The 18,260-nt window shown below is 65.4% G+C and carries 18 protein-coding genes, 1 tRNA gene and 1 pseudogene; 10 read left to right on the forward strand and 10 right to left on the reverse strand.

The annotated features are described in order from the left end of the window. Nucleotides 1-35: 35 nt before the first annotated feature. The 3 genes from ACEWPM_RS13665 to ACEWPM_RS13675 form a co-directional block, all read right to left on the reverse strand. On the reverse strand, nucleotides 36-389 hold the full coding sequence (locus ACEWPM_RS13665; protein WP_393962712.1) for an H-NS histone family protein: 354 nt from the start codon (nucleotides 387-389) through the stop codon (nucleotides 36-38). 99 nt (nucleotides 390-488) lie between these two features. Next, complete coding sequence (locus tag ACEWPM_RS13670) at nucleotides 489-986, reverse strand: L,D-transpeptidase family protein (RefSeq protein ID WP_393962711.1); 498 nt, start codon at nucleotides 984-986, stop codon at nucleotides 489-491. An 11-nt stretch (nucleotides 987-997) separates the two neighbouring features. After that, the gene (locus ACEWPM_RS13675; protein ID WP_393962710.1) at nucleotides 998-2,023 is read right to left on the reverse strand and encodes an NAD(P)/FAD-dependent oxidoreductase; all 1,026 of its coding nucleotides are present in this window, start codon (nucleotides 2,021-2,023) and stop codon (nucleotides 998-1,000) included. 64 nt (nucleotides 2,024-2,087) lie between these two features. Between ACEWPM_RS13675 and mnmC2 the strand changes: the two genes are divergently transcribed. Both mnmC2 and ACEWPM_RS13685 read left to right on the forward strand, forming a co-directional pair. Further along, nucleotides 2,088-2,765 (forward strand): tRNA (5-methylaminomethyl-2-thiouridine)(34)-methyltransferase MnmC2, encoded by a 678-nt coding sequence (mnmC2, locus tag ACEWPM_RS13680; protein WP_393962709.1) that lies wholly within the window; start codon nucleotides 2,088-2,090, stop codon nucleotides 2,763-2,765. Next, on the forward strand, nucleotides 2,762-3,628 hold the full coding sequence (locus ACEWPM_RS13685; RefSeq protein ID WP_393962708.1) for a DMT family transporter: 867 nt from the start codon (nucleotides 2,762-2,764) through the stop codon (nucleotides 3,626-3,628). The genes mnmC2 and ACEWPM_RS13685 overlap by 4 nt, the downstream gene beginning before the upstream one ends. Nucleotides 3,629-3,702: 74 nt before the next feature. On the opposite strand, the gene ACEWPM_RS13690 is transcribed toward ACEWPM_RS13685, so the two are convergent. Then, complete coding sequence (locus ACEWPM_RS13690; RefSeq protein ID WP_393962707.1) at nucleotides 3,703-5,688, reverse strand: lytic transglycosylase domain-containing protein; 1,986 nt, start codon at nucleotides 5,686-5,688, stop codon at nucleotides 3,703-3,705. Between the two features lie 158 nt (nucleotides 5,689-5,846). Here ACEWPM_RS13690 and dapA point away from each other — a divergent pair, with 158 nt between their 5' ends. Continuing rightward, on the forward strand, nucleotides 5,847-6,722 hold the full coding sequence (dapA, locus tag ACEWPM_RS13695) for a 4-hydroxy-tetrahydrodipicolinate synthase (protein WP_393962706.1): 876 nt from the start codon (nucleotides 5,847-5,849) through the stop codon (nucleotides 6,720-6,722). Here dapA and ACEWPM_RS13700 read toward each other — a convergent pair. Next, nucleotides 6,719-7,678, reverse strand: coding sequence for a GlxA family transcriptional regulator (locus ACEWPM_RS13700; RefSeq protein WP_393962705.1), 960 nt, complete (start codon nucleotides 7,676-7,678; stop codon nucleotides 6,719-6,721). The genes dapA and ACEWPM_RS13700 overlap by 4 nt on opposite strands. 93 nt (nucleotides 7,679-7,771) lie before the next feature. Between ACEWPM_RS13700 and ACEWPM_RS13705 the strand changes: the two genes are divergently transcribed. From ACEWPM_RS13705 to ACEWPM_RS13725, 5 genes are all read left to right on the forward strand, one after another. Further along, nucleotides 7,772-9,022 (forward strand): sarcosine oxidase subunit beta family protein, encoded by a 1,251-nt coding sequence (locus tag ACEWPM_RS13705; RefSeq protein WP_393962704.1) that lies wholly within the window; start codon nucleotides 7,772-7,774, stop codon nucleotides 9,020-9,022. Nucleotides 9,023-9,086: 64 nt separating this feature from the next. Next, the gene (locus tag ACEWPM_RS13710) at nucleotides 9,087-9,374 is read left to right on the forward strand and encodes a sarcosine oxidase subunit delta (RefSeq protein WP_393962703.1); all 288 of its coding nucleotides are present in this window, start codon (nucleotides 9,087-9,089) and stop codon (nucleotides 9,372-9,374) included. Continuing rightward, nucleotides 9,371-12,319, forward strand: coding sequence for a sarcosine oxidase subunit alpha family protein (locus ACEWPM_RS13715; protein ID WP_393962702.1), 2,949 nt, complete (start codon nucleotides 9,371-9,373; stop codon nucleotides 12,317-12,319). The genes ACEWPM_RS13710 and ACEWPM_RS13715 overlap by 4 nt, the downstream gene beginning before the upstream one ends. Beyond that, nucleotides 12,312-12,878: a sarcosine oxidase subunit gamma gene (locus ACEWPM_RS13720; protein WP_393962701.1), complete on the forward strand. Its 567-nt coding sequence runs from the start codon at nucleotides 12,312-12,314 to the stop codon at nucleotides 12,876-12,878. The genes ACEWPM_RS13715 and ACEWPM_RS13720 overlap by 8 nt, the downstream gene beginning before the upstream one ends. Before the next feature lie 69 nt (nucleotides 12,879-12,947). After that, nucleotides 12,948-14,258, forward strand: a complete 1,311-nt coding sequence (locus ACEWPM_RS13725; RefSeq protein WP_393962700.1) for an NAD(P)/FAD-dependent oxidoreductase — start codon at nucleotides 12,948-12,950, stop codon at nucleotides 14,256-14,258. A gap of 11 nt (nucleotides 14,259-14,269) precedes the next feature. Here ACEWPM_RS13725 and ACEWPM_RS13730 read toward each other — a convergent pair. Beyond that, nucleotides 14,270-14,343 (reverse strand) — tRNA-Gly (locus ACEWPM_RS13730). Nucleotides 14,344-14,477: 134 nt separating this feature from the next. On the opposite strand from ACEWPM_RS13730, the gene ACEWPM_RS13735 reads away from it, so the two are divergent. Further along, entirely contained in the window at nucleotides 14,478-14,975 is a 498-nt protein-coding gene (locus tag ACEWPM_RS13735) for a Rossmann-fold NAD(P)-binding domain-containing protein (protein WP_393962699.1), read from the forward strand. Here ACEWPM_RS13735 and ACEWPM_RS13740 read toward each other — a convergent pair. Beyond that, nucleotides 14,959-15,078: pseudogene (locus ACEWPM_RS13740) on the reverse strand (IS481 family transposase); the annotation flags it as partial. The gene ACEWPM_RS13735 and the pseudogene ACEWPM_RS13740 overlap by 17 nt on opposite strands. Before the next feature lie 200 nt (nucleotides 15,079-15,278). Then, on the reverse strand, nucleotides 15,279-15,950 hold the full coding sequence (locus ACEWPM_RS13745; RefSeq protein ID WP_393962698.1) for a TIGR04283 family arsenosugar biosynthesis glycosyltransferase: 672 nt from the start codon (nucleotides 15,948-15,950) through the stop codon (nucleotides 15,279-15,281). 69 nt (nucleotides 15,951-16,019) lie between these two features. Here ACEWPM_RS13745 and ygfZ point away from each other — a divergent pair, with 69 nt between their 5' ends. Beyond that, nucleotides 16,020-16,748 (forward strand): CAF17-like 4Fe-4S cluster assembly/insertion protein YgfZ, encoded by a 729-nt coding sequence (ygfZ, locus tag ACEWPM_RS13750; RefSeq protein WP_393962697.1) that lies wholly within the window; start codon nucleotides 16,020-16,022, stop codon nucleotides 16,746-16,748. A gap of 42 nt (nucleotides 16,749-16,790) precedes the next feature. On the opposite strand, the gene ACEWPM_RS13755 is transcribed toward ygfZ, so the two are convergent. Beyond that, nucleotides 16,791-17,375, reverse strand: coding sequence for an MOSC domain-containing protein (locus tag ACEWPM_RS13755; RefSeq protein WP_393962696.1), 585 nt, complete (start codon nucleotides 17,373-17,375; stop codon nucleotides 16,791-16,793). Nucleotides 17,376-17,472: 97 nt separating this feature from the next. Then, nucleotides 17,473-18,258 (reverse strand): methyltransferase domain-containing protein, encoded by a 786-nt coding sequence (locus ACEWPM_RS13760; RefSeq protein ID WP_393962695.1) that lies wholly within the window; start codon nucleotides 18,256-18,258, stop codon nucleotides 17,473-17,475. Nucleotides 18,259-18,260: the final 2 nt, after the last annotated feature.

Raw genomic sequence — 18,260 nt, forward strand, 5'->3', positions numbered from 1 at the left:
AAATCCGTAATCGTTTTTTATTGCTGCGGTGCGCGTCAGTCCTTGATGCGCATCGTTTCGATATCCACGCCTTTTTCGCGCGCGTCCTTGATCCAGGCCGGCGGGCGGCCACGACCGCTCCATGTCAGGCTGGGATCATCCTTGCTGCGATACTTGGGCGGGGCTGGGGCGCGGGATTTCGGTTTGGGGTTTGTCCCGGTGGGCGTGACCGCCCTGCCAGTCGAAACCAGCTCATCCAGCGAATACCCCATCTGCTTGGCCTTTTCGCGAATGGCATTCAGCGCCTCTTTGCGCTGCCGCTTGTCACGGCCTGCAATTTCGCGATCGACTTTCTTCTTGAGAGACTTCAGCTCCTGGATGCTGAGGGATTTCAAATCAAAGTTTGCCATATGGGTCCCATTATTTTTGTTTTTTCTGCAATTATGCCCAAATTGCATATTTGGCAAAACAAAAGTGTTGATTTGGCATTAAAATAGCTCAAAAACCTGTCACTTTCGTGCAATAAACCGCGTGTCCGGCAAAATTTCGCCTGCAAGGCGATTTAAATTCTCGCGACTCAACGCCAGGCACCCTTCGGTCGGAAAACCGGCTCTGCGCCATTGGTGAATAAAAATACAGGATCCCGCGCCCGGCACCGCATTGGGCCAATTCCAGTCGGTGACCAGCACCAGATCATAGAGCGGATCGGCGCGCCGCAGCGCCTCGTGACTATGGACGTATGGCGCGCGGACATGGGTGTTGTAAGCGGCATCGTCACTGGCATCGGACCACAGATCGCCCGGCAGGATCGGCTGCGCCCACCGCGCGGGGCGCGGGATGCGATCGGGGCGATAGAGCATCTGAACGATGTGATGGACGCCCACCGGGGTGGCGCCATCGCCCTCGCGCTTGGCCGCGCTCAGACCGCCGCGTCCGATGCTGCATGGATAGCGTCGCCCACGATAGAGAAGGCCGGTCGGGGTCAAGGTCAGATCGTCAAAACGCATGAGGTGCCTTTCTAAAGGGAGGCTTCGGGGCGGAAGCCCGGCGGGATGTCATCGCGGCCCTCCAGCATCAGCGCGGCCATGACCTCGCCCACCTTGGGGGCCATGCCGAAACCGATCTTGAAGCCGCCATTGGCAATGAATTGGCCGGGATGAAGCGGATGCGCGCCCAGCATCGGCGCGCGGCTGCGGCTGCGGGGGCGCAGCCCGGCCCAGCGGGCGATGACGGGCGCATCCGCAAGCGCGGGCAAAGCCTCGCGGGCTGCCGCGATCACATCCTCCAGCTGCGCGTCCGTGCCAAGGCCATCGAAATCGCGCTCGGTGGTCGAGCCTATGGCCGTGGTGCCATCTTCGTGCGGCACGACATGCACGCCGCCCGCAAACAGCTGGGGCGCATCCGGCATGGCAAAATCGAGCAGCGCCGCCTGCCCTTTTATCGGGCTGCCGACCTGCCTTGGATGCGCGGCATTCAGCGCCGTAAGTCCAGCCGCGCCGGTGGCCCAGACAACCCTGCCCTCATCCGCGCCCTCGGCCACTATGCGCCCGCCCCTTGCGGTGATGGCCGCCGCCAACGCCGCGCAGCCCTGCGCCGGATGGACCCTCGCGCTGAGCGTGTCGTGGATGACTAGGCCGCTGGGCGTCACTGGCGCGTGGGCAAACTCGGCCGCTTTGGCCACGCGCCACACAGCCCGGCCCTGCCAGAGCGCTTCGGCCCCCTGCCCGCGCGCCTCGGCCAGCGCCACGCCATCTTCGGCCACGGGCTGCAGTCGTCCGCTGCGCGCATATCCGGCCGCGCGCCCCGAGGCTTCGGCGACGCCGCGCCAGAAGGCGTCGGCCATCAACAGGCTGTCCAGCTGAAACGCCTTCTTGTCGTTCCAGTTCTCGGGCACATGCGGCGCCAGCGCGCCCACTAGGCCACCGGATGCTCCCGCGCCTGGCCCGCCCGGGTCGATCACCTGAACTGACGCGCCACGCAGCAGGCAGGACCACGCTATAGCCAGGCCGAATACCCCTGCCCCGCGTACCGTTATATCGGCCATTGCCATCCCTTTGCTCCCGCTTCATGGTCGCGTCATTCCGCGCCACCTCATAAAGGACCGCGCCATGCAGGACCAGCGCGCAGAGCTGGACTGGCGTCCGGGCGACGTGCCCGTCTCGCGCCGCTTCGACGATCCGTATTTCAGCCTGTCGGGTGGCCTTGCCGAAACACGGCACGTGTTTCTGGACGGCAATGACCTGCCCGCGCGGCTGTCGGATGGCTTTGGTGTGGCCGAGCTGGGCTTTGGCACCGGCCTCAACATGCTGGCCTGCGCCGAGCTTTGGGCGTCGATGGGCGTCGCTGGTACCCTGCACCTGACCTCCTTCGAGGCCTATCCGATGGCAGCGGATGACATGGCCCGCGCGCTGGCCGTCTTTCCGTCGCTGGCCGCGCGGGCGGAGCGCCTGATCGAGGGTTGGCGCATCGGGGCCGCGCGGATCGATCTTGGCGATGGCGTCTGCCTTCGCGTCATCGTCGGTGACGCGCGCGAGACGCTGCCGCGCTGGCAGGGCCGCGCGGATGCGTGGTTCCTTGACGGCTTCTCCCCCGCCCGCAACCCCGAACTGTGGGAGCCCGCGCTGATCGCCGCCGTCGCCGCGCATACCGCGCCGGGCGGCACGGCTGCGACCTATAGCGCGGCGGGCCATGTGCGCCGCGCGCTGGCCGAGGCCGGGTTCGAGGTGGAGCGCGCGCCCGGCCACGCCCGCAAGAGACATATGACACGCGCAAGGATGCCCCGATGATCGAACAGAATGCGCGCCTCGGCGTCTGGCTGATGGTGGCCACGACGCTGGTCTTTGCGGTGCAGGACGGCCTCTCGCGCTATCTGGCCGGGGAATACAACGTCTACATGGTCATCATGGTGCGGTTCTGGTTCTTCGCCGCCTTCGTCATCGCGATATCAGCGCGTCGCAGGGGCGGGCTGGCTGCTGCGGTGCGCACGCGCCAGCCGATCCTGCAGACGTTGCGCGCGGTGCTGCTGATTTCGCAGATCTGCGTGATGGTGACCGCCTTCACCCTGCTGGGTCTTGTCGAGAGTCACGCCATCTTCGCCGCCTACCCGCTGTTGATCGCCGCGCTGTCGGGGCCGGTTCTGGGCGAGCGTGTGGGCTGGCGGCGCTGGACCGCGATCGGCATCGGCTTTGTCGGAGTTCTGATCATCCTCGAGCCGGGGATCGCGGTGTTCGAGCCTGTGGCCATCGTACCTCTCATCTCGGCCCTGATGTTCGCGCTTTATGGCCTGCTGACCCGCTATGCCGCGCGGCGCGATACCGCGGCGACCAGTTTCTTCTGGACGGGCACTGTCGGCTCCATTGGCATGACGGCGGTCGGCGTCTGGTTCTGGGAGCCGATGGTGGGCGGAGACTGGGCGCTGATGGCAACCCTTTGCGTGACGGGCGTGCTGGGGCATTTCACGCTGATCAAATGCTACGAGGTGGCCGAGGCCAGCGCGGTGCAGCCCTTCGCCTATCTCCAACTAGTGTTCATCACCATCATCGGCATCTTCGTCTTTGGCGAGACGATCCGCACGAATGTGGCCATCGGGGTGGCTATCGTCGTGGGGGCCGGTCTCTTTACCCTCTGGCGGCAGCGCAAGGTGGCATAGGGCGGACGCCCTGCGCGCGGGAGTATTTTTGGCAAGATGAAGGACGTGCGCGGCGCCATCGCGCAATCCGCGCGTCAGTTCAGTGTGGACGGGATGGTCGCGCCTGTCAGCTCCTCGCTGAACGGCACCGGGTGCGGGTCCTTGCCCAGGCGGGCGCGGTAGATCGGCAGGCTTTCGGCCACCCGCTGCACGTAGTTGCGTGTCTCGTCGAAGGGGATGAACTCGATCCAGTCGACGATATCGAGGCCATTCATGCCGGTGCCATCGCGCGGATCGCCCCGCTCTTCCATCCAGCGGGGCGGGCGCGCGGGGCCGGCATTATAGGCCGCCGAGATCATCGCCACATTGCCGTCGAAGCGCTGCGACATCTGCGCGAGGTAGGCCGAGCCGAGCCGCGCGTTGTAGCGCCAATCGCTCAGCACGCGGCCGCGATCATATTCGATACCGATATCGCGCGCGACGTCGCTGGCCGTGCCGGGCAGCACCTGCATCAGGCCCAGCGCGCCCGCACCACTGGCGACGCGGTGGTCGAACTCGGATTCGCGGCGGGCGATGGCAAGGGCCATTTCCATCGGCACGGGCAGGTCCATTTCCTGCATCGGGTGCAGCGCGTAATAGACCGCAGGCAGGACAATGCCGCGCGACGCTGCCGTCTTGCCGAGCATAACCTGCAGATGCGGCTGGCCCATATCCTGAAGCGCTGCGCCGAGGCTGCCGAGGTCGGGGCGGCTGAGCGTATCGGCCAGCGCGGTCACGAACCATTCCGCGTAAGTCATCTGATTCGCCGCCGCGAGCAGCGTGATCGCGCGAAAGATGTCGCTGCCTGCAAAGGCCGCGTCGCGCCAGGGCGGGAAGACCTCATCGCCCGCAAGCGCGGGATCGAAGGGCAGGCCCGCCTTTTCGGCAGCCAGAAGGCCGTAGAAACTGGTCTGCTCGCCCGCGCCTTGAACATAGGCGATGCGCGCCGCCTCGGGATCCTCCAGCGCCTCCTGCGCGCGGCCGATCCAGTAATGCGCGCGCCCCAGAGAGATGGGCGTGATGACAGCGGCCCGAAGCCTTTGGAAATGATCGAGCGCCAATGCCGGGTCATCCATGAAGCGCAGCGCAAGATAGCCCGACAGCCATTCGAGATCGGCATAGCTGCCGCCCTCCTCCAGCTGATGATGGGCCGCCAGGTCATAGGCGCGCGCATAGTCGCCGTCGCGCATCATCCGTCGGGCAAAGCTGCGCCGCCATCCGGCCCAGCGCGCCGCCTCGCCCAAGCCGTCCTCGATCCGGCTCTGACGCAGCATCAGCTCCATCGCCTTCTCGGGCTGATCGGTGGCGATGTAGCGCTCGAAAAGGACATGGGCGATGCCGGGATCGCGCTGCATGTCCTCGGGCAGGCCGTTAATCTTCTCCTCGATGCCGCGCGCGTCACTATCGGCGCTCATGCGAATTTCGGCGCGTTTGCGCGTGTCCTCATCGACCAGGGGCAGCATCAGCGCCGCATCGCGCAGGCCGCGCCACAGCGTCATGTCCATGCGCGCGGCGTGATGCGGCACGAGGATGGTGCCATAGGCGTTCAGGAACGCGGTATGCTCGTCGGTGCTGAGATCGAAACTGCGCCATGCAGCAATCACGTTTTTCTGCGCCTGCTCCTGCCGGCCCAGCGCCGTCAGCGCGGCGGCATGGCGCAGGATGCCCTCGCCGGTCTCGGGCAGGGTGCCCTCGTAGAAGGCGACGACATCGACGTCGCTTGCGCCCTCGAGCACGCCCAGGGACTGTGCGCGCAGCCGGTCCAGGCCCGGCCAGCCGGGATGCGTGTTCAGAAAGGCCAGCACTTCGGCAAGCGTGCCCCTGCCCGCGCGCAACCGCGCCCATTCGATCAACTCCTGCGCCACGGCGCCTTCGCGCGCGGCCAGTTGCGCCGCACGGTCCCACCGGCCAGCCAATCCGGCATCCAGCGCGCTGGCCAGCGCATGGGGTGGGCGCATCGCAGACGGCTGTCCCGCAGGCTGGGAAAAGGCAGGCAAGGCGCTGCTCAGCAGGATCAGGGCGGCGAAAAGAGGGCGCGACATGTCTTGCATTTCCTATCAAGGCAAAGGATAGACAGGCCCAGCCTAAGCGTGCGGGGCTGCGCCGTCCACTTGCCCATATAGGGGCCGGGCCGACGCCGTTCCATGCCCGCGCCCACCTTTTCGGGCCGATGCGCCCGGTATCATGAGAGGAGTCCACGATGATCAAAGGATCGCTTCCAGCCCTGGTCACGCCCCTGAAAGACGGTGCAGTGGATTTCGACACCCTGGCCAAATTGGTCGAGTGGCATATCGAAGAGGGCAGCAATGGCCTCGTGCCCGTCGGCACCACTGGCGAGAGCCCGACCCTGACGCACGCTGAGCATATGAAGGTCGTCGAAGAGGTCGTGCGCGTCGCGGATCGCCGCATCCCCATCGTCGCGGGCGCCGGCAGCAACAACACCGCCGAGACGGTCGCCTTCATGCGCCACGCGCACAAGGTGGGCGCCGATGCCGCGCTGGTGGTCACGCCCTATTACAACAAGCCGACGCAGGCGGGCCTCATCGCGCACTTCACCGCCGCGCATGACAGCTGCGATCTGCCGATCATCATCTACAACATTCCCGGCCGGTCCTCGGTCGATATGTTGCCCGTCACGATGGGCGAACTTGCCAAGCTGCCGCGCATCATCGGGGTCAAGGATGCCACTGGCGATCTGGCCCGCGTCTGCGCCCAGCGCATCACCTGCGGCACGGATTTCGTCCAAGTGTCGGGCGAGGATGCGACGGCACACGGCTTCAACGCCCAGGGCGGCATCGGCTGCATTTCGGTCACGGCCAACGCCGCGCCCAAGCTCTGCGCGCAGTTGCAGGCGGCCTGCCTGGCCGGGAATTATGCCGAAGCGCTGAAGCTCCAGGACCGGCTGATGCCCCTGCATCACGCCATTTTTATCGAGCCGGGCCTCGTCGGCGTGAAATATGCCATGTCCCTTCTGGGCAAGTGCAGCCCCGAGGTTCGCTCGCCCCTCGTGCCGCTGACAGAGGGCACCAAAGCGCTGGTCGAGCGCGGAATGCGCCACGCCGGTCTGCTGAACTAGGCATCGCGATAGCGCGACGGAGCCTGTCCGAACCGCGCCGAATAGGCGCGGCTGAAATGCGATGAATTGGCAAAGCCGGTCGCCAAGGCAATCTGCGTCAGCGGCATGGCCGAGTTGCGCAAGAGGCTCTGCGCGCGCTCTAGCCTCAGCGCGCGGTAATAGCGCATCGCGGGCGTGCCCAGCTGATCGGTGAAAAGGCGGTTCAGCTGGCGTGGCGACACCCTCGCGATGCTCGCCAGCTGGCCCAAGTCCAGCGGATCGGCCAGATGGCTCTCCATCACTTCGACCGCATCCAGAATGGCGGGCGTATGACTGCCCACCCTCTCGGCCAGGCCAGCGCGCTGCGGGCCGACCGAGGGGCGGATTTCCGTATGCATGAACCAGTCGCTGACGCGGCGCGCAAACGCTGCGCCATGCTGCCGGGCGATCAGCGCATGCATCATGTCCAGCGGCGCGGTGCCGCCCGCGCAGGTCATGCGGTCGCGGTCGATCACATAGAGCGTGCGCTCCAGCGCCAATTCGGGCGACGCCTCGGCCAGTGCCTCGGCATATTCCCAGTGCAGCGTCATGCGCCGCCCCGCCATCAAACCCGCGCGCGCCAGGATTACCGGCCCGCCCGAGACACCGCCCAGATGCACCCCCTCGCGCGCCAGCCGCGCCAGCCAGCGATAAAGCGCCGGATCGTTGTGCCCGCCCACATCGCCCCCCGCGATGACAAAGAGCATGTCGAGCTTCAGCGCATCGCCCATCCGCGCCTCTGCCGGGATCACCGCAGCGCCCGAACTGTGCACGGTGTGCGCCCCCTGCCCCACATGGGTCACTTCATAGAGAGGCCGCTCGGCCAGCAGATTGGCTGCGCGCAAGGGCTCGACCGTAGCTGCATAGGACATCACGGCGAAATCTGCGATCGGCAGGATGCCGATTCGCACAGGCGCAGGGTGGGTGTCATCGCTCATGTCCATTCCAGACATCTATCCGACCTTTTCGGGAAAGTGCAAACGCCGCAAAATCGTCATTCTGGCGCCACCCTCGCATATCGGAACATCCCCATGCGCTACTCCGCACTTCGCATCCTCAAGGAAGGCCTGACAGGCAACAAGGGCTGGAAGCCCGCGTGGCGCGATCCCGAGCCTAAGGCCGAGTATGACGTGATCATCATCGGCGGGGGCGGCCACGGCCTTGCCACGGCCTATTATCTGGCCAAAGAGCACGGGATCACCAATGTCGCGGTGCTGGAAAAGGGCTGGATCGGCGGTGGCAATGTGGGCCGCAACACGACCATCATCCGCTCGAACTACCTGCTGCCCGGCAACGAGCCGTTCTACGAGCTGTCGCTGAAGCTGTGGGAAGGGCTGGAGCAGGATTTCAACTACAACGCGATGGTCTCCCAGCGCTCGATCCTGAACCTTCTGCATTCCGACGCGCAGCGCGACGCCTTCATCCGGCGTGGCAACGCGATGTTCCTCGCGGGCGCCGATGCCGAATATGCCACAGCCGATCAGCTGCGCGCCGAACTGCCGTTCCTCGACTTCGACAATGCGCGCTTTCCCATCAAGGGCGGCCTTTTCCAGCGACGCGGAGGCACGGTGCGCCATGACGCGGTTGCATGGGGCTATGCGCGGGGCGCCGACAGCTGCGGCGTCGACATCATCCAGAATTGCGAAGTCACCGGCTTCGACATCGAGAACGGCACCTGCCGCGGCGTTCAGACCTCGCGCGGCCCGATCAAAGCGAAAAAGGTCGCCATGTGCGTCGCCGGATCCTCGGGCCGGGTCGCGGCGCAGGCAGGTATGCGCCTGCCCATTGAATCCCACGTACTCCAGGCCTTCGTCTCCGAAGGGCTCAAGCCCGTCATCCCTGGCGTCATCACCTTCGGCGCGGGCCATTTCTATGTCAGTCAGTCCGACAAGGGCGGTCTGGTCTTCGGCGGCGATATCGACGGCTACAATTCCTACGCCCAGCGCGGCAACCTGCCGGTGGTCGAGGACGTGGCCGAGGGTGGCATGGCGATCATGCCAATCATCGGGCGCGCGCGCCTTCTGCGCAGCTGGGGCGGCATCATGGACATGTCGATGGACGGCTCGCCCTTCATCGACAAGACGGATATCGGCGGGCTCTATTTCAACGGCGGCTGGTGCTATGGCGGATTCAAGGCGACGCCCGGCTCGGGCTGGTGCTATGCGCATCTGATCGCCACCGGCAACGCGCACCCGGTCGCGCAGGAAATGCGCCTCGACCGGTTCAAGCGCGGCCACATGATCGACGAGAAGGGCCAGGGAAACCAGCCCAACCTGCATTGAACCAATCTATGCTTCATCTTGGCAAAATTACTCAAATTCCGACATCAGCACCGAGGTGCCCCGCATGATCATCGACCATCCCCTTCTCGGCCCGCGCGACGCTGCCGAATTCATCTATCTGGATGACGCCGCCCTGATCGACCGCCCCGATTGGCAGGCCGAGGACGCGGCCCAAGCCTTCTACGAATACGGCTACCTGCGCGACAATTTCGCCGGCCAGATGCAGGAGCTGTGGTATCACGAGCAGGGCGATCGAAGCTGGCTGGTGGTGACGCGCGACACGATCACGCACGAGATCAGCAAGGTGGAACTGGCCCGCGATGTGGCGCGGCAAAGGGGGCGCAGCAAATGAGCCAGGTGAACCGTATCAAGGGCGGTCTTGTCGACCGCTCCAAGCCGCTCAGCTTCACCTTCAACGGCAAATCCATGCAGGGGCATGCAGGCGACACCCTCGCCTCCGCGCTTCTGGCAAACGGTCAGGTCCTCGTCGGGCGCTCGTTCAAGTATCACCGCCCGCGCGGCATCCTGACCGCCGGCTCCGAAGAGCCGAACGCGCTCGTGCACCTCCGCACGGGCGCTTTGCTGGAGCCGAACACGCGCGCGACCGTGGCCGAGCTTTTTGACGGGCTCGAGGCGACCAGCCAGAACCACCGCGGCTCGCTCGAATTCGATCTGATGGCGGTGACCGACCTCATGTCGCCCTTCCTCAGCGCGGGGTTCTATTACAAGACCTTCATGTGGCCCGCCGCTTTTTGGGAAAAGCTTTACGAGCCTGCGATCCGCATGTCCGCAGGCCTCGGACGCCTCTCGATGGAGGAGGATCCCGACACCTACGACAAGGGCTTCCTGCATTGCGATCTGCTGGTGATAGGTGCTGGCCCCTCGGGCCTTGCCGCTGCCCTTGCCGGTGCGCGCAGTGGCGCGCGCGTCATCCTCGCGGATGAGGATTTCGCCCCCGGTGGCCGCCTCAATGCAGAGACGTTGGAAGTGGACGGGATGGCGGGTGCCGACTGGGCCGCTGAGGCCGTGGCCGAGCTGGCCGCGATGCCGAATGTGCGCCTGATGACGCGCACCACGGTCTACGGCGCCTATGATCACGGCGTCTATGGCGCGCTCGAGCGGTGTACCGATCACCTGCCCTCCTCGGGCGGCAAGCCGCGCCAGGTGCTCTGGCGTATCTACTCGAAACGCGCGGTTCTGGCCGCAGGCGCGACCGAGCGGCCCATCGCCTTCGGCAACAATGACCGTCCGGGCATCATGCTGGCCGGTGCCGTGCGCACCTATGTGAACCGCTATGGCGTGACGCCGGGCCGCCGCGTCGCCGTTCTTACCAACAACGACGATGGCTGGCGCACCGCTGCCGATCTGGCCGCCAAGGGTGTGGAGGTCCGCGCGATCATCGACACGCGCGATGCGCCTGCTGTTTGCGATGTGCCCGGCGCGCGTCATATTCGCGGCGCGGGCGTGGTCGATACCGCAGGCCGCAAGGCACTCAAGCGCATCACCCTGACCGACGGGCAGATGATCGACGTCGATTGCCTCGCCGTCTCGGGCGGTTGGAACCCCAATGTGCACCTCACCTGCCACCAGCGGGGCCGCCCCACGTGGAACGAGGGCATCCACGCCTTCGTGCCGGGCCGCGACCTGCCGCAGGGCATGGTGGTCGCGGGCGCTGCGAATGGCCAGCTGACCCTCGCCGCCGCGCTGGATGAGGGCCGCAAGGCCGCGAATGCCCAAATCAAGGACCTTGGCTTCACCCCCTCGCGCAAGGCGCCACCCAAGGCCGAGGACGAGGCGCATGAAGGCGCGCCGAAATGGCATATCCCCTCGGGCAAGACCCGCGCCTGGGTAGATTTCCAGAACGACGTGACCGTCAAGGATATCAAGCAGTCGCATCGCGAAGGCTTTGTCTCGGTCGAGCATCTCAAGCGCTACACCACGACCGGCATGGCGACCGATCAGGGCAAGACGTCGAACATCTCGGCACTGGCCATCATGGCGGAATGCACCGGCAAGTCGATCCAGGAGACCGGCACCACCATCTTCCGTCCGCCCTATACGCCGATCCCGATCGGCGCGTTGGCAGGCCGGGCGCGGGGCACGGATTTCCGCCCCTACCGCCTGACTCCGTCGCACGAATGGGCCAAGGCCAATGGCGCGAGCTTTGTTGAGGTCGGCAATTGGCTGCGCGCGGAATGGTTCGTCAAGGGCTCCGAGAAAGGCTGGCGCGACAGCGTCGACCGCGAGGTGCTGAACACGCGCCAGAATGTCGGCATCTGCGATGTGACCACGCTGGGCAAGATCGACGTTCAGGGCAAGGACGCCGCCGAGTTTCTCAACCGCGTCTATGCCAACGGCTTTGCCAAGCTGGCCTTGGGCCGCGTGCGCTATGGCATCATGCTGCGCGAGGATGGCATCTGCTATGACGATGGCACCACCGCGCGGATGGGCGAGAACCATTATGTGATGACCACGACCACCGCCAACGCGGTGCTGGTCTTCCGCCGGCTGGAATTCGCGCGCCAATGCCTCTGGCCGGATCTCGACGTGCATCTGATTTCCACCACGGACGCCTGGGCGCAATTCGCCGTCGCTGGACCCAAGGCGCGGGATTTGCTGCAAAAGATCGTGGACAAGGATCACGACATCTCGAACGAGGCCTTCCCCTTCATGGCCTGCGGCGAGGTCAGCGTCTGTGGCGGCACGCCGGCCCGCCTCTTCCGCATCTCCTTCTCGGGCGAGTTGGCCTATGAGGTGGCCGTGCCTGCGCGGTATGGCAATTCCATGATGGCCGCGCTGGTCAAGGCGGGCGAAGAGTTCGGTGCCTGCCCCTATGGCCTCGAAGCCTTGGGCGTCATGCGCATCGAAAAGGGCCACGCGGCGGGCAACGAACTCGACGGGCGCACCACGGCGCACAATCTCGGCATGGCGCGGATGGTCAGCGACAAGAAGGATTGCATCGGCAACACCCTTTCACGCCGCCCCGAGATGATGCGCGAAGATGCTGTGAAAATGGTTGGCTTCCGGCCGGTGGATCGCAATGTGAAACTCATCGCTGGTTCGCATTTCATCGCCAAGGGTGATGAGGCGAACATGGAAAATGATCAGGGCTGGATGACGTCGGTCGCCTTCTCGCCCAGCCTCGGCCATTCCATCGGCCTCGGCTTCATCAAGTCCGGCGACAGCCGCATGGGCGAGATCGTCCGCGCGGTCAGTCCTGTCCACGATACCGAGATGGAGGTCGAGATCGTCTCGGCCCATTTCATCGACCCCGAAGGAGAGCGTCTGCGTGCCTGATTTCACCCTCACCGCCGCCCCGCCACTGGCCGGGTATGACCGCAGCTTCGGCGACGATATCCGCCTGACCGCGCCCAAGGATCTGGCCATCGTCTCGATCGCGCTGCCGCTGGGCGGCGAGGACGCGGCCAGGAAATCTGTCAAATCGGCCTTCGGCACGGCCCTGCCCGATGTCGGCATGTCGGGCATGGCCAAGGACACGCGCCTGATGCGCCTCGGGCTGGACCAAGCCTTCGCCGTCTTCACCCGCGCGACACCCGATGCCGAGCCGCAGATCGCGGCCAAGCTCAAAGGCGCGGCCTACACCACCGACCAGACAGACGCCTGGTGTGCGCTCGAAATCTCGGGCCCCGGCGCGCGCCGCGCGCTCGAACGGATCTGCCCTATCGATCTGCACCCCGATGTCTTTGCGGTGAACGCCCTCGCGCGCACGGTGATGGAGCATATGGGCGCCATCGTGCTGCGCACCGGCGAGCAGGCTTACCTGCTGCTCTCGGCCAGCTCCTCCGCCAAGTCCTTTGCGCATGCAATCGAGGTCTCGGCCAAAAACGTGAGCTGAGCCGGGCGCCTTCGGCTTGATGTCGGGCAAGATTGCGCGCAACGTCTCGTCAAAAGACCGAGGCATGCTATGACCCTGTGGACCCAAGACGCGACACCCGGCCACCCCTACTGGTGGGACGGCCTCGACTGGGCCGCGCCCGAAGGCGATTTGCCCGAAAGCTGCGATCTGCTGGTCGTCGGCGGCGGCTATACCGGCCTCTCGGCGGCCATTGTCGCGCATGATTGCGGCGCGCGCGTTGCGGTGGTCGATGCGCTCGATCCCGGCAAGGGCGCGTCCACCCGCAATGGCGGCATGTTCGGCGCGCATCCGCGCCTCGGCTGGAGCGCCTTGCAAAAACAGTTCGGCGCCGGCGTGGCCGACGCGCTTTTTGCGGAGGCGTCCGAGGCGCTCGACTGGGCCAAGGATCTGATCGCCCGCGAGGGGATCGAATGCGATCTTCAGCAGACGGGCCGCATCCAGCTGGCCTGGACGGCCAGGCATTTCGAGAACCAGAAGTCGCTGGCGCAGACGCTGGCCGAGAAATCACGCGTGCGCGCGCATATCGTGCCGCGCGACAGCCTCACGCAAGAGATCGCGACCGAGCGCTATTTCGGCGGCATTCTCTTTGACGAGCATTGCGGCATCCACCCCGCCAAGTTCCATCAGGGCCTGATGCGCGCGGTGCTGGCCCGCGGCATCCCCGTGATCGCGCATTGCCCCGTCACAGCGCTGGAGCGGAACGGCGCCACGTTTGCCGCCACCACGCCGCAGGGGCGTGTCAAAGCGCAAAAGGTCCTGCTGGCCACCAATGGCTACACGGCCCGGCCATTCACATGGCATACATCCCGCGTCTTTGCATTGCCCAGCTACATTGTCGCGACGGAGCCATTGGCCGCGAACCTCATCGGTCATCTCGCACCGGGCCGGCGGATGATGGTCGAGACCCGCGCGCGGCACAGCTATTTCCGCATCTCGCCCGATGGCAGCCGCATCCTCTATGGCGGGCGCGCCTCGATGGTGAACGTCTCGCCCGATAAAGCCGCGCGCCGGTTGCGCGACACCATGTGCGAGATCTGGCCCGAGCTTGAGGGCACACGCATCAGCCACTCCTGGCGCGGCAATACCGGCTACAGCTTCACCCACATGCCCCATGTCGGCGAGGATCGCGGGCTGCATCACGCCATGGGCTATTCCGGCTCGGGCACCGTCATGGCGCCCTGGCTGGGCGCAAAGGCCGCGTATCAGGCAATGGGCGATGCGCGCGGGCAGACGGGCTATAGCGAGACTAGGCTCACGCGGCACTGGATGCATCCCGGCACCCGCCCGCATTTCCTGCACGCGGCGAATGCGTGGTACCGTACAGCAGTCGACTGGTCAGAAAACCTGCGTTCGCGCTGAAGGAGGATGGGTGGAGCGGGCGACGGGAATCGAACCCGTATCATCAGCTTGGAAGGCTGAGGTCTTACCATTACACAACGCCCGCTCAGCACGATATCACCTATTTCAGGTGCGTTCCGGCGTCAAGCATTGGGTTGATGAGAAGACGCGACATCGCCAAACCGCAAGCCGTCACCATTGGGATTGGAGAGGGGCTCTCGGCCGCCGTAGATCGGGAACTTGCAGCGGACCACGCTTTTGACACTGGCGGCGCGAGGTCAGAAAAAGATTCGAGCGCGGGCTAAAGAAATCGGAGCGCGCACCGTTCTTCTGGGCGCGACAAATGAAACAGCCTTAGCCGCGCTTTTTTATGACCCGCCTGACGCTGCACGAATCGCCATCTACACTCGGTCCGCCCGCACGCACACCCCAACTGCGGAGCTTTCCGCGGACGATGTGAGGGCGGCCGATGTGGCAGTCATGCGCGCTCTCTGGACCGATAAACACGCAGCAAGACGCATGCTGCCAGAGGATCGAAACGATGGCGTGCGCGGAACCATTCACTTCACTGGCGCAGATGCCTGGGTGATAGGCTTGCCGCAATCTGTTCCGTTTGCGATGGGCAAGGTCGCTCAGCGCTGCCCGACAGAAAGCATGACACGTGACCTGCATCCGCTGAGCCTTCCACGGTGCATGGTTCAACATCGACGGCGCTATTTTGAATGCGGTTCGCATTGATCCCGAGTTGCTTGCTCAGCGCCGAGAGCGAAGTTTGCGATCGCTGTATTGCAGCTCTGACAGCGAACGTGGTCGTGGCGCTCCCGAGACGAACCTGTCCGATGTTGCTTCCTTCCACTCCTGCGAAAGGATCCCACCATCAAACCGTGGGATCAAACACCTAGGAACTCAAGAGCGTTTTCTGGAAACATTAATGTCAATGAAAAGAATGACTAAGAACCGAAGTGCGCCTGAAGGAATACTAGACCGCGTTCTTGGAAGGCTGAGGTCGTACCATTTCGCAACGCCCAGTCGTTAGAGGCGTCAATACCGGCGCTGCAGATCATGCGGGTCTACCCCCGCCAAGTAGCGCAGCAGAAGCGCGAGGTTACGTGCGCCGCGGCGCAGCCATCCCTCGCGGCGATAGCGTGCAGCGCTGGTGCATATCGTGGCAGGCATCATGCTGAGGCGGCGGCCCAGCATGCGGGCGATAGCGACATCCTCCATCAGCGGGATGTCGGGATATCCGCCGCCGGCGTCATAATCCTCGCGCGCAATCAGCAGGCCCTGATCGCCGTAAGGCAGGCTGAAAAGCCGCGCCCGCAGATTGGCCCAGCCCGCGACGATCCGCCCGGCAAGGCCGCCATCTGCGAAGGCCAGCCGGAAATGGCCGGGGCGTCCATCCTCGATCTGCGACAAAACCGCCTGCGTCCATCCCTGCGGCAGCATGCTGTCGGCATGCAGGAACAGCAGCCAGTCGCCCCCGGCCAGTGCGGCGCCCCGGCGCAGTTGCCCGCCCCGCGACGGCGGCCCTGCGCACCAGAGCGCGCCCACTTCCTCGGCGATGGTGGCGGTGGCATCGGTCGATCCGCCATCCGAGACGATCAACTCGCGGATGAGACCTGCCTCCACCCCCTCCATCAGACCGGCCAGTAAGGCGGGCAAGCCCGGCTCGGCATTGAGGGTCGGCACGATGACCGATAATCTTGCGCGCATGTCCGCCCCCTGTTGCCCGCCCGCCGCCCTCCTATATGAGGGGGCATGATGACCAGAGAGGTAGCAGCGATGAGATCCATTCACCAGATCACCGGCGCCGATGCACAGAGCTTCCTTCAGGGGCTTGTCACGAATGACGTGGCCAAGGCGGCGCAGGGCCTTGTCTATACCGCGATGCTCACGCCGCAGGGCAAGTATCTGGCCGATTTCTTCGTGTTCGAGCGGGACGGCATACTGCATCTGGACGTGGCCGAAGATATCGCCCCCGGCCTGATCCAGCGATTGAACATGTACCGCCTGCGCGCCGATGTCGCCATTGCCCAGACGGACCTTCAGGTGCGGCGCGGCACCGGCCCTGCCCCCGATGGCGCGCTGGCCGATCCCCGCCACCCGGCGTTGGGCTGGCGCCTATACGGCACGGAGGGCGGCGATGACGGCACCGATTGGGACGCGATCCGGGTCGCGCATTGCATCCCCGAGACAGGCCTCGAGCTGACGCCCGATACGTTCATCCTAGAGGCCGGGTTCGAGCGTCTGAACGGCGTGGATTTCCGCAAGGGCTGTTATGTGGGGCAGGAGGTCACCGCCCGAATGAAACACAAGACCGCACTGCGCAAGGGATTGGCCACTGTCGCCATCGAGGGTGCCGCGCCGGATGGCACGCCCATCACGTCCGAGGGCAAGCCGGTTGGCACGCTCCACACCCGATCCGGGGACCGCGCCATCGCCTATCTGCGCTTCGACCGCGCCTCCGGCCCGATGGATGCGGACGATGCCACGGTGACCTACACGGCGTAGCGCGCCCGATGGTCGTTCCGGCTGGGGCGCCAGAGGCCCTGCCTATTCGCCGGGCGCCCACGCCCGCTGGTCCGGCACAAAGAGGCGGAGGCTCTCACCTACCGCCATGCGCCCCTCGCGCTCGACCCAGGCAGTGACCCCTCTGCGCCCCTTGGCGGCGGTCTTGAACGTCGGCCCCCGTCCGGGGTGATCCTTGTCAATCTCGCGCGCCGGATAGAGGCAGGGACGGTTCTGCATGTCGATCACCAGGGACGCACCATCCGGCCCCTGCAGCCGCGACGAGGGCGGCACATGGCTGAAATCCGGAATCCCCGCGATCACCATCGACGCGCCCAGCCATGCCGGATCTATGGCTTCCAGCCCCATGCGCGCGGCGATCTCGGTCAACTCCTCGGCCGAGACGATGCTGAGCTGGCGGGTATTGGCAATCTCGGTACCTTGGGAAAACTGCTCTTTCACGCGAACGCAGGAGGGTCGGGTGAGGCCTGAATGCATTTCGCCCGCGACGCCCGCATAGCTTAGCTGAACCGCATCCAGCGGGCGCGACCGGATGTCGGGCCGCGCCTCGGGCACGAGGCCCAGCCACGTGATGCGGGCGGTGTGGGCAGTCAATTTCAGGGCGGGCATGCGCAGGCTCCGGTGGGGTCAGGGAACCCGCGCATCTTGCCGCGCTCCGCCGCGCTGTCAAACGCGGAAATGTCACGCGGCCGATCAGGCCACGGCATCAGACCGTCAGGGTAAAAAAGAGCCGGCGAAAGGGAAAAAGGACGCTGCCATCGGCGCGCACGGGATAGGCACTCTGCATCACCTCCTCGTAGCGGGCAATCAGCGCCGCGCGCTCATTCTCGGCCAGCGCGTCCAGAACGGGGCGCGCATAGGTGCTCTCGGTATAGCGGCGCACAGGGTGGCTTCCGGCCTCGGCTGTGAGGCGCTGATAGTACTCGGTCTCCCACATGCGAAAGCGGCCCTTGGGCGCCAGAAGCGCATCGTATTCGACCGGGGGCAGGACGCGCGGGCCCGCACCGGTATCGACCCGGCCCGGAAAGAACTCCTCAACCAGTGTCAGCCAGACGCGGTGCGACGGTGCATTGTTCTGGTGAGGCAACTGCACCGCCAGCGTGCCGCCCTTGCCCAGCATCGCAGCCAGCCGCGGCATGAGCGTTTCGTGATCGCCCAGCCAGTGCAGCACCGCGTTGGAGTAGATCAGGCCCGGCGCGCGGCGCGGATGCCATTCGCGGATATCGGCCTGCCCAAGGCTGCTGTAGCCGCGCGACTGCCGCGCCTTTTCCAGCATTGCGGGCGAGGCATCGACGCCGATCACGTCGCGGCCCATGGCGCGCTCGGCCAAGGCCGCGCCCATCTGTCCCGCGCCGCAGCCAAGGTCGATGACGTCACCCGCCCCCATCTGGCCCACCGCGTTCAGCAGATCCATCGCGGGGCGCAGGCGCAAGTCCTGAAACCGCGCATAGGCGCGCGGGTTCCAATCTGTCTTGGGCGGTGCGCTGGCCATCC

Source organism: Roseovarius maritimus, assembly GCF_043355895.2.
In the GTDB taxonomy this organism is placed as follows: Bacteria; Pseudomonadota; Alphaproteobacteria; order Rhodobacterales; family Rhodobacteraceae; genus Roseovarius; species Roseovarius maritimus.

What these genes read in the sequence shown, in the direction of transcription:
- ACEWPM_RS13745 (WP_393962698.1), bottom strand. Translation starts at nt 15,950, where the DNA reads ATGCGCGCAAGATTATCGGTCATCGTGCCGACCCTCAATGCCGAGCCG.
- ACEWPM_RS13690 (WP_393962707.1), bottom strand. Translation starts at nt 5,688, where the DNA reads ATGTCGCGCCCTCTTTTCGCCGCCCTGATCCTGCTGAGCAGCGCCTTG.
- ACEWPM_RS13675 (WP_393962710.1), bottom strand. Translation starts at nt 2,023, where the DNA reads ATGGCCGATATAACGGTACGCGGGGCAGGGGTATTCGGCCTGGCTATA.
- ygfZ (WP_393962697.1), top strand. Translation starts at nt 16,020, where the DNA reads ATGAGATCCATTCACCAGATCACCGGCGCCGATGCACAGAGCTTCCTT.
- ACEWPM_RS13710 (WP_393962703.1), top strand. Translation starts at nt 9,087, where the DNA reads ATGATCATCGACCATCCCCTTCTCGGCCCGCGCGACGCTGCCGAATTC.
- dapA (WP_393962706.1), top strand. Translation starts at nt 5,847, where the DNA reads ATGATCAAAGGATCGCTTCCAGCCCTGGTCACGCCCCTGAAAGACGGT.
- ACEWPM_RS13665 (WP_393962712.1), bottom strand. Translation starts at nt 389, where the DNA reads ATGGCAAACTTTGATTTGAAATCCCTCAGCATCCAGGAGCTGAAGTCT.
- ACEWPM_RS13755 (WP_393962696.1), bottom strand. Translation starts at nt 17,375, where the DNA reads ATGCCCGCCCTGAAATTGACTGCCCACACCGCCCGCATCACGTGGCTG.
- ACEWPM_RS13670 (WP_393962711.1), bottom strand. Translation starts at nt 986, where the DNA reads ATGCGTTTTGACGATCTGACCTTGACCCCGACCGGCCTTCTCTATCGT.
- ACEWPM_RS13700 (WP_393962705.1), bottom strand. Translation starts at nt 7,678, where the DNA reads ATGAGCGATGACACCCACCCTGCGCCTGTGCGAATCGGCATCCTGCCG.
- ACEWPM_RS13685 (WP_393962708.1), top strand. Translation starts at nt 2,762, where the DNA reads ATGATCGAACAGAATGCGCGCCTCGGCGTCTGGCTGATGGTGGCCACG.
- ACEWPM_RS13760 (WP_393962695.1), bottom strand. Translation starts at nt 18,258, where the DNA reads ATGGCCAGCGCACCGCCCAAGACAGATTGGAACCCGCGCGCCTATGCG.
- mnmC2 (WP_393962709.1), top strand. Translation starts at nt 2,088, where the DNA reads ATGCAGGACCAGCGCGCAGAGCTGGACTGGCGTCCGGGCGACGTGCCC.
- ACEWPM_RS13715 (WP_393962702.1), top strand. Translation starts at nt 9,371, where the DNA reads ATGAGCCAGGTGAACCGTATCAAGGGCGGTCTTGTCGACCGCTCCAAG.
- ACEWPM_RS13725 (WP_393962700.1), top strand. Translation starts at nt 12,948, where the DNA reads ATGACCCTGTGGACCCAAGACGCGACACCCGGCCACCCCTACTGGTGG.
- ACEWPM_RS13705 (WP_393962704.1), top strand. Translation starts at nt 7,772, where the DNA reads ATGCGCTACTCCGCACTTCGCATCCTCAAGGAAGGCCTGACAGGCAAC.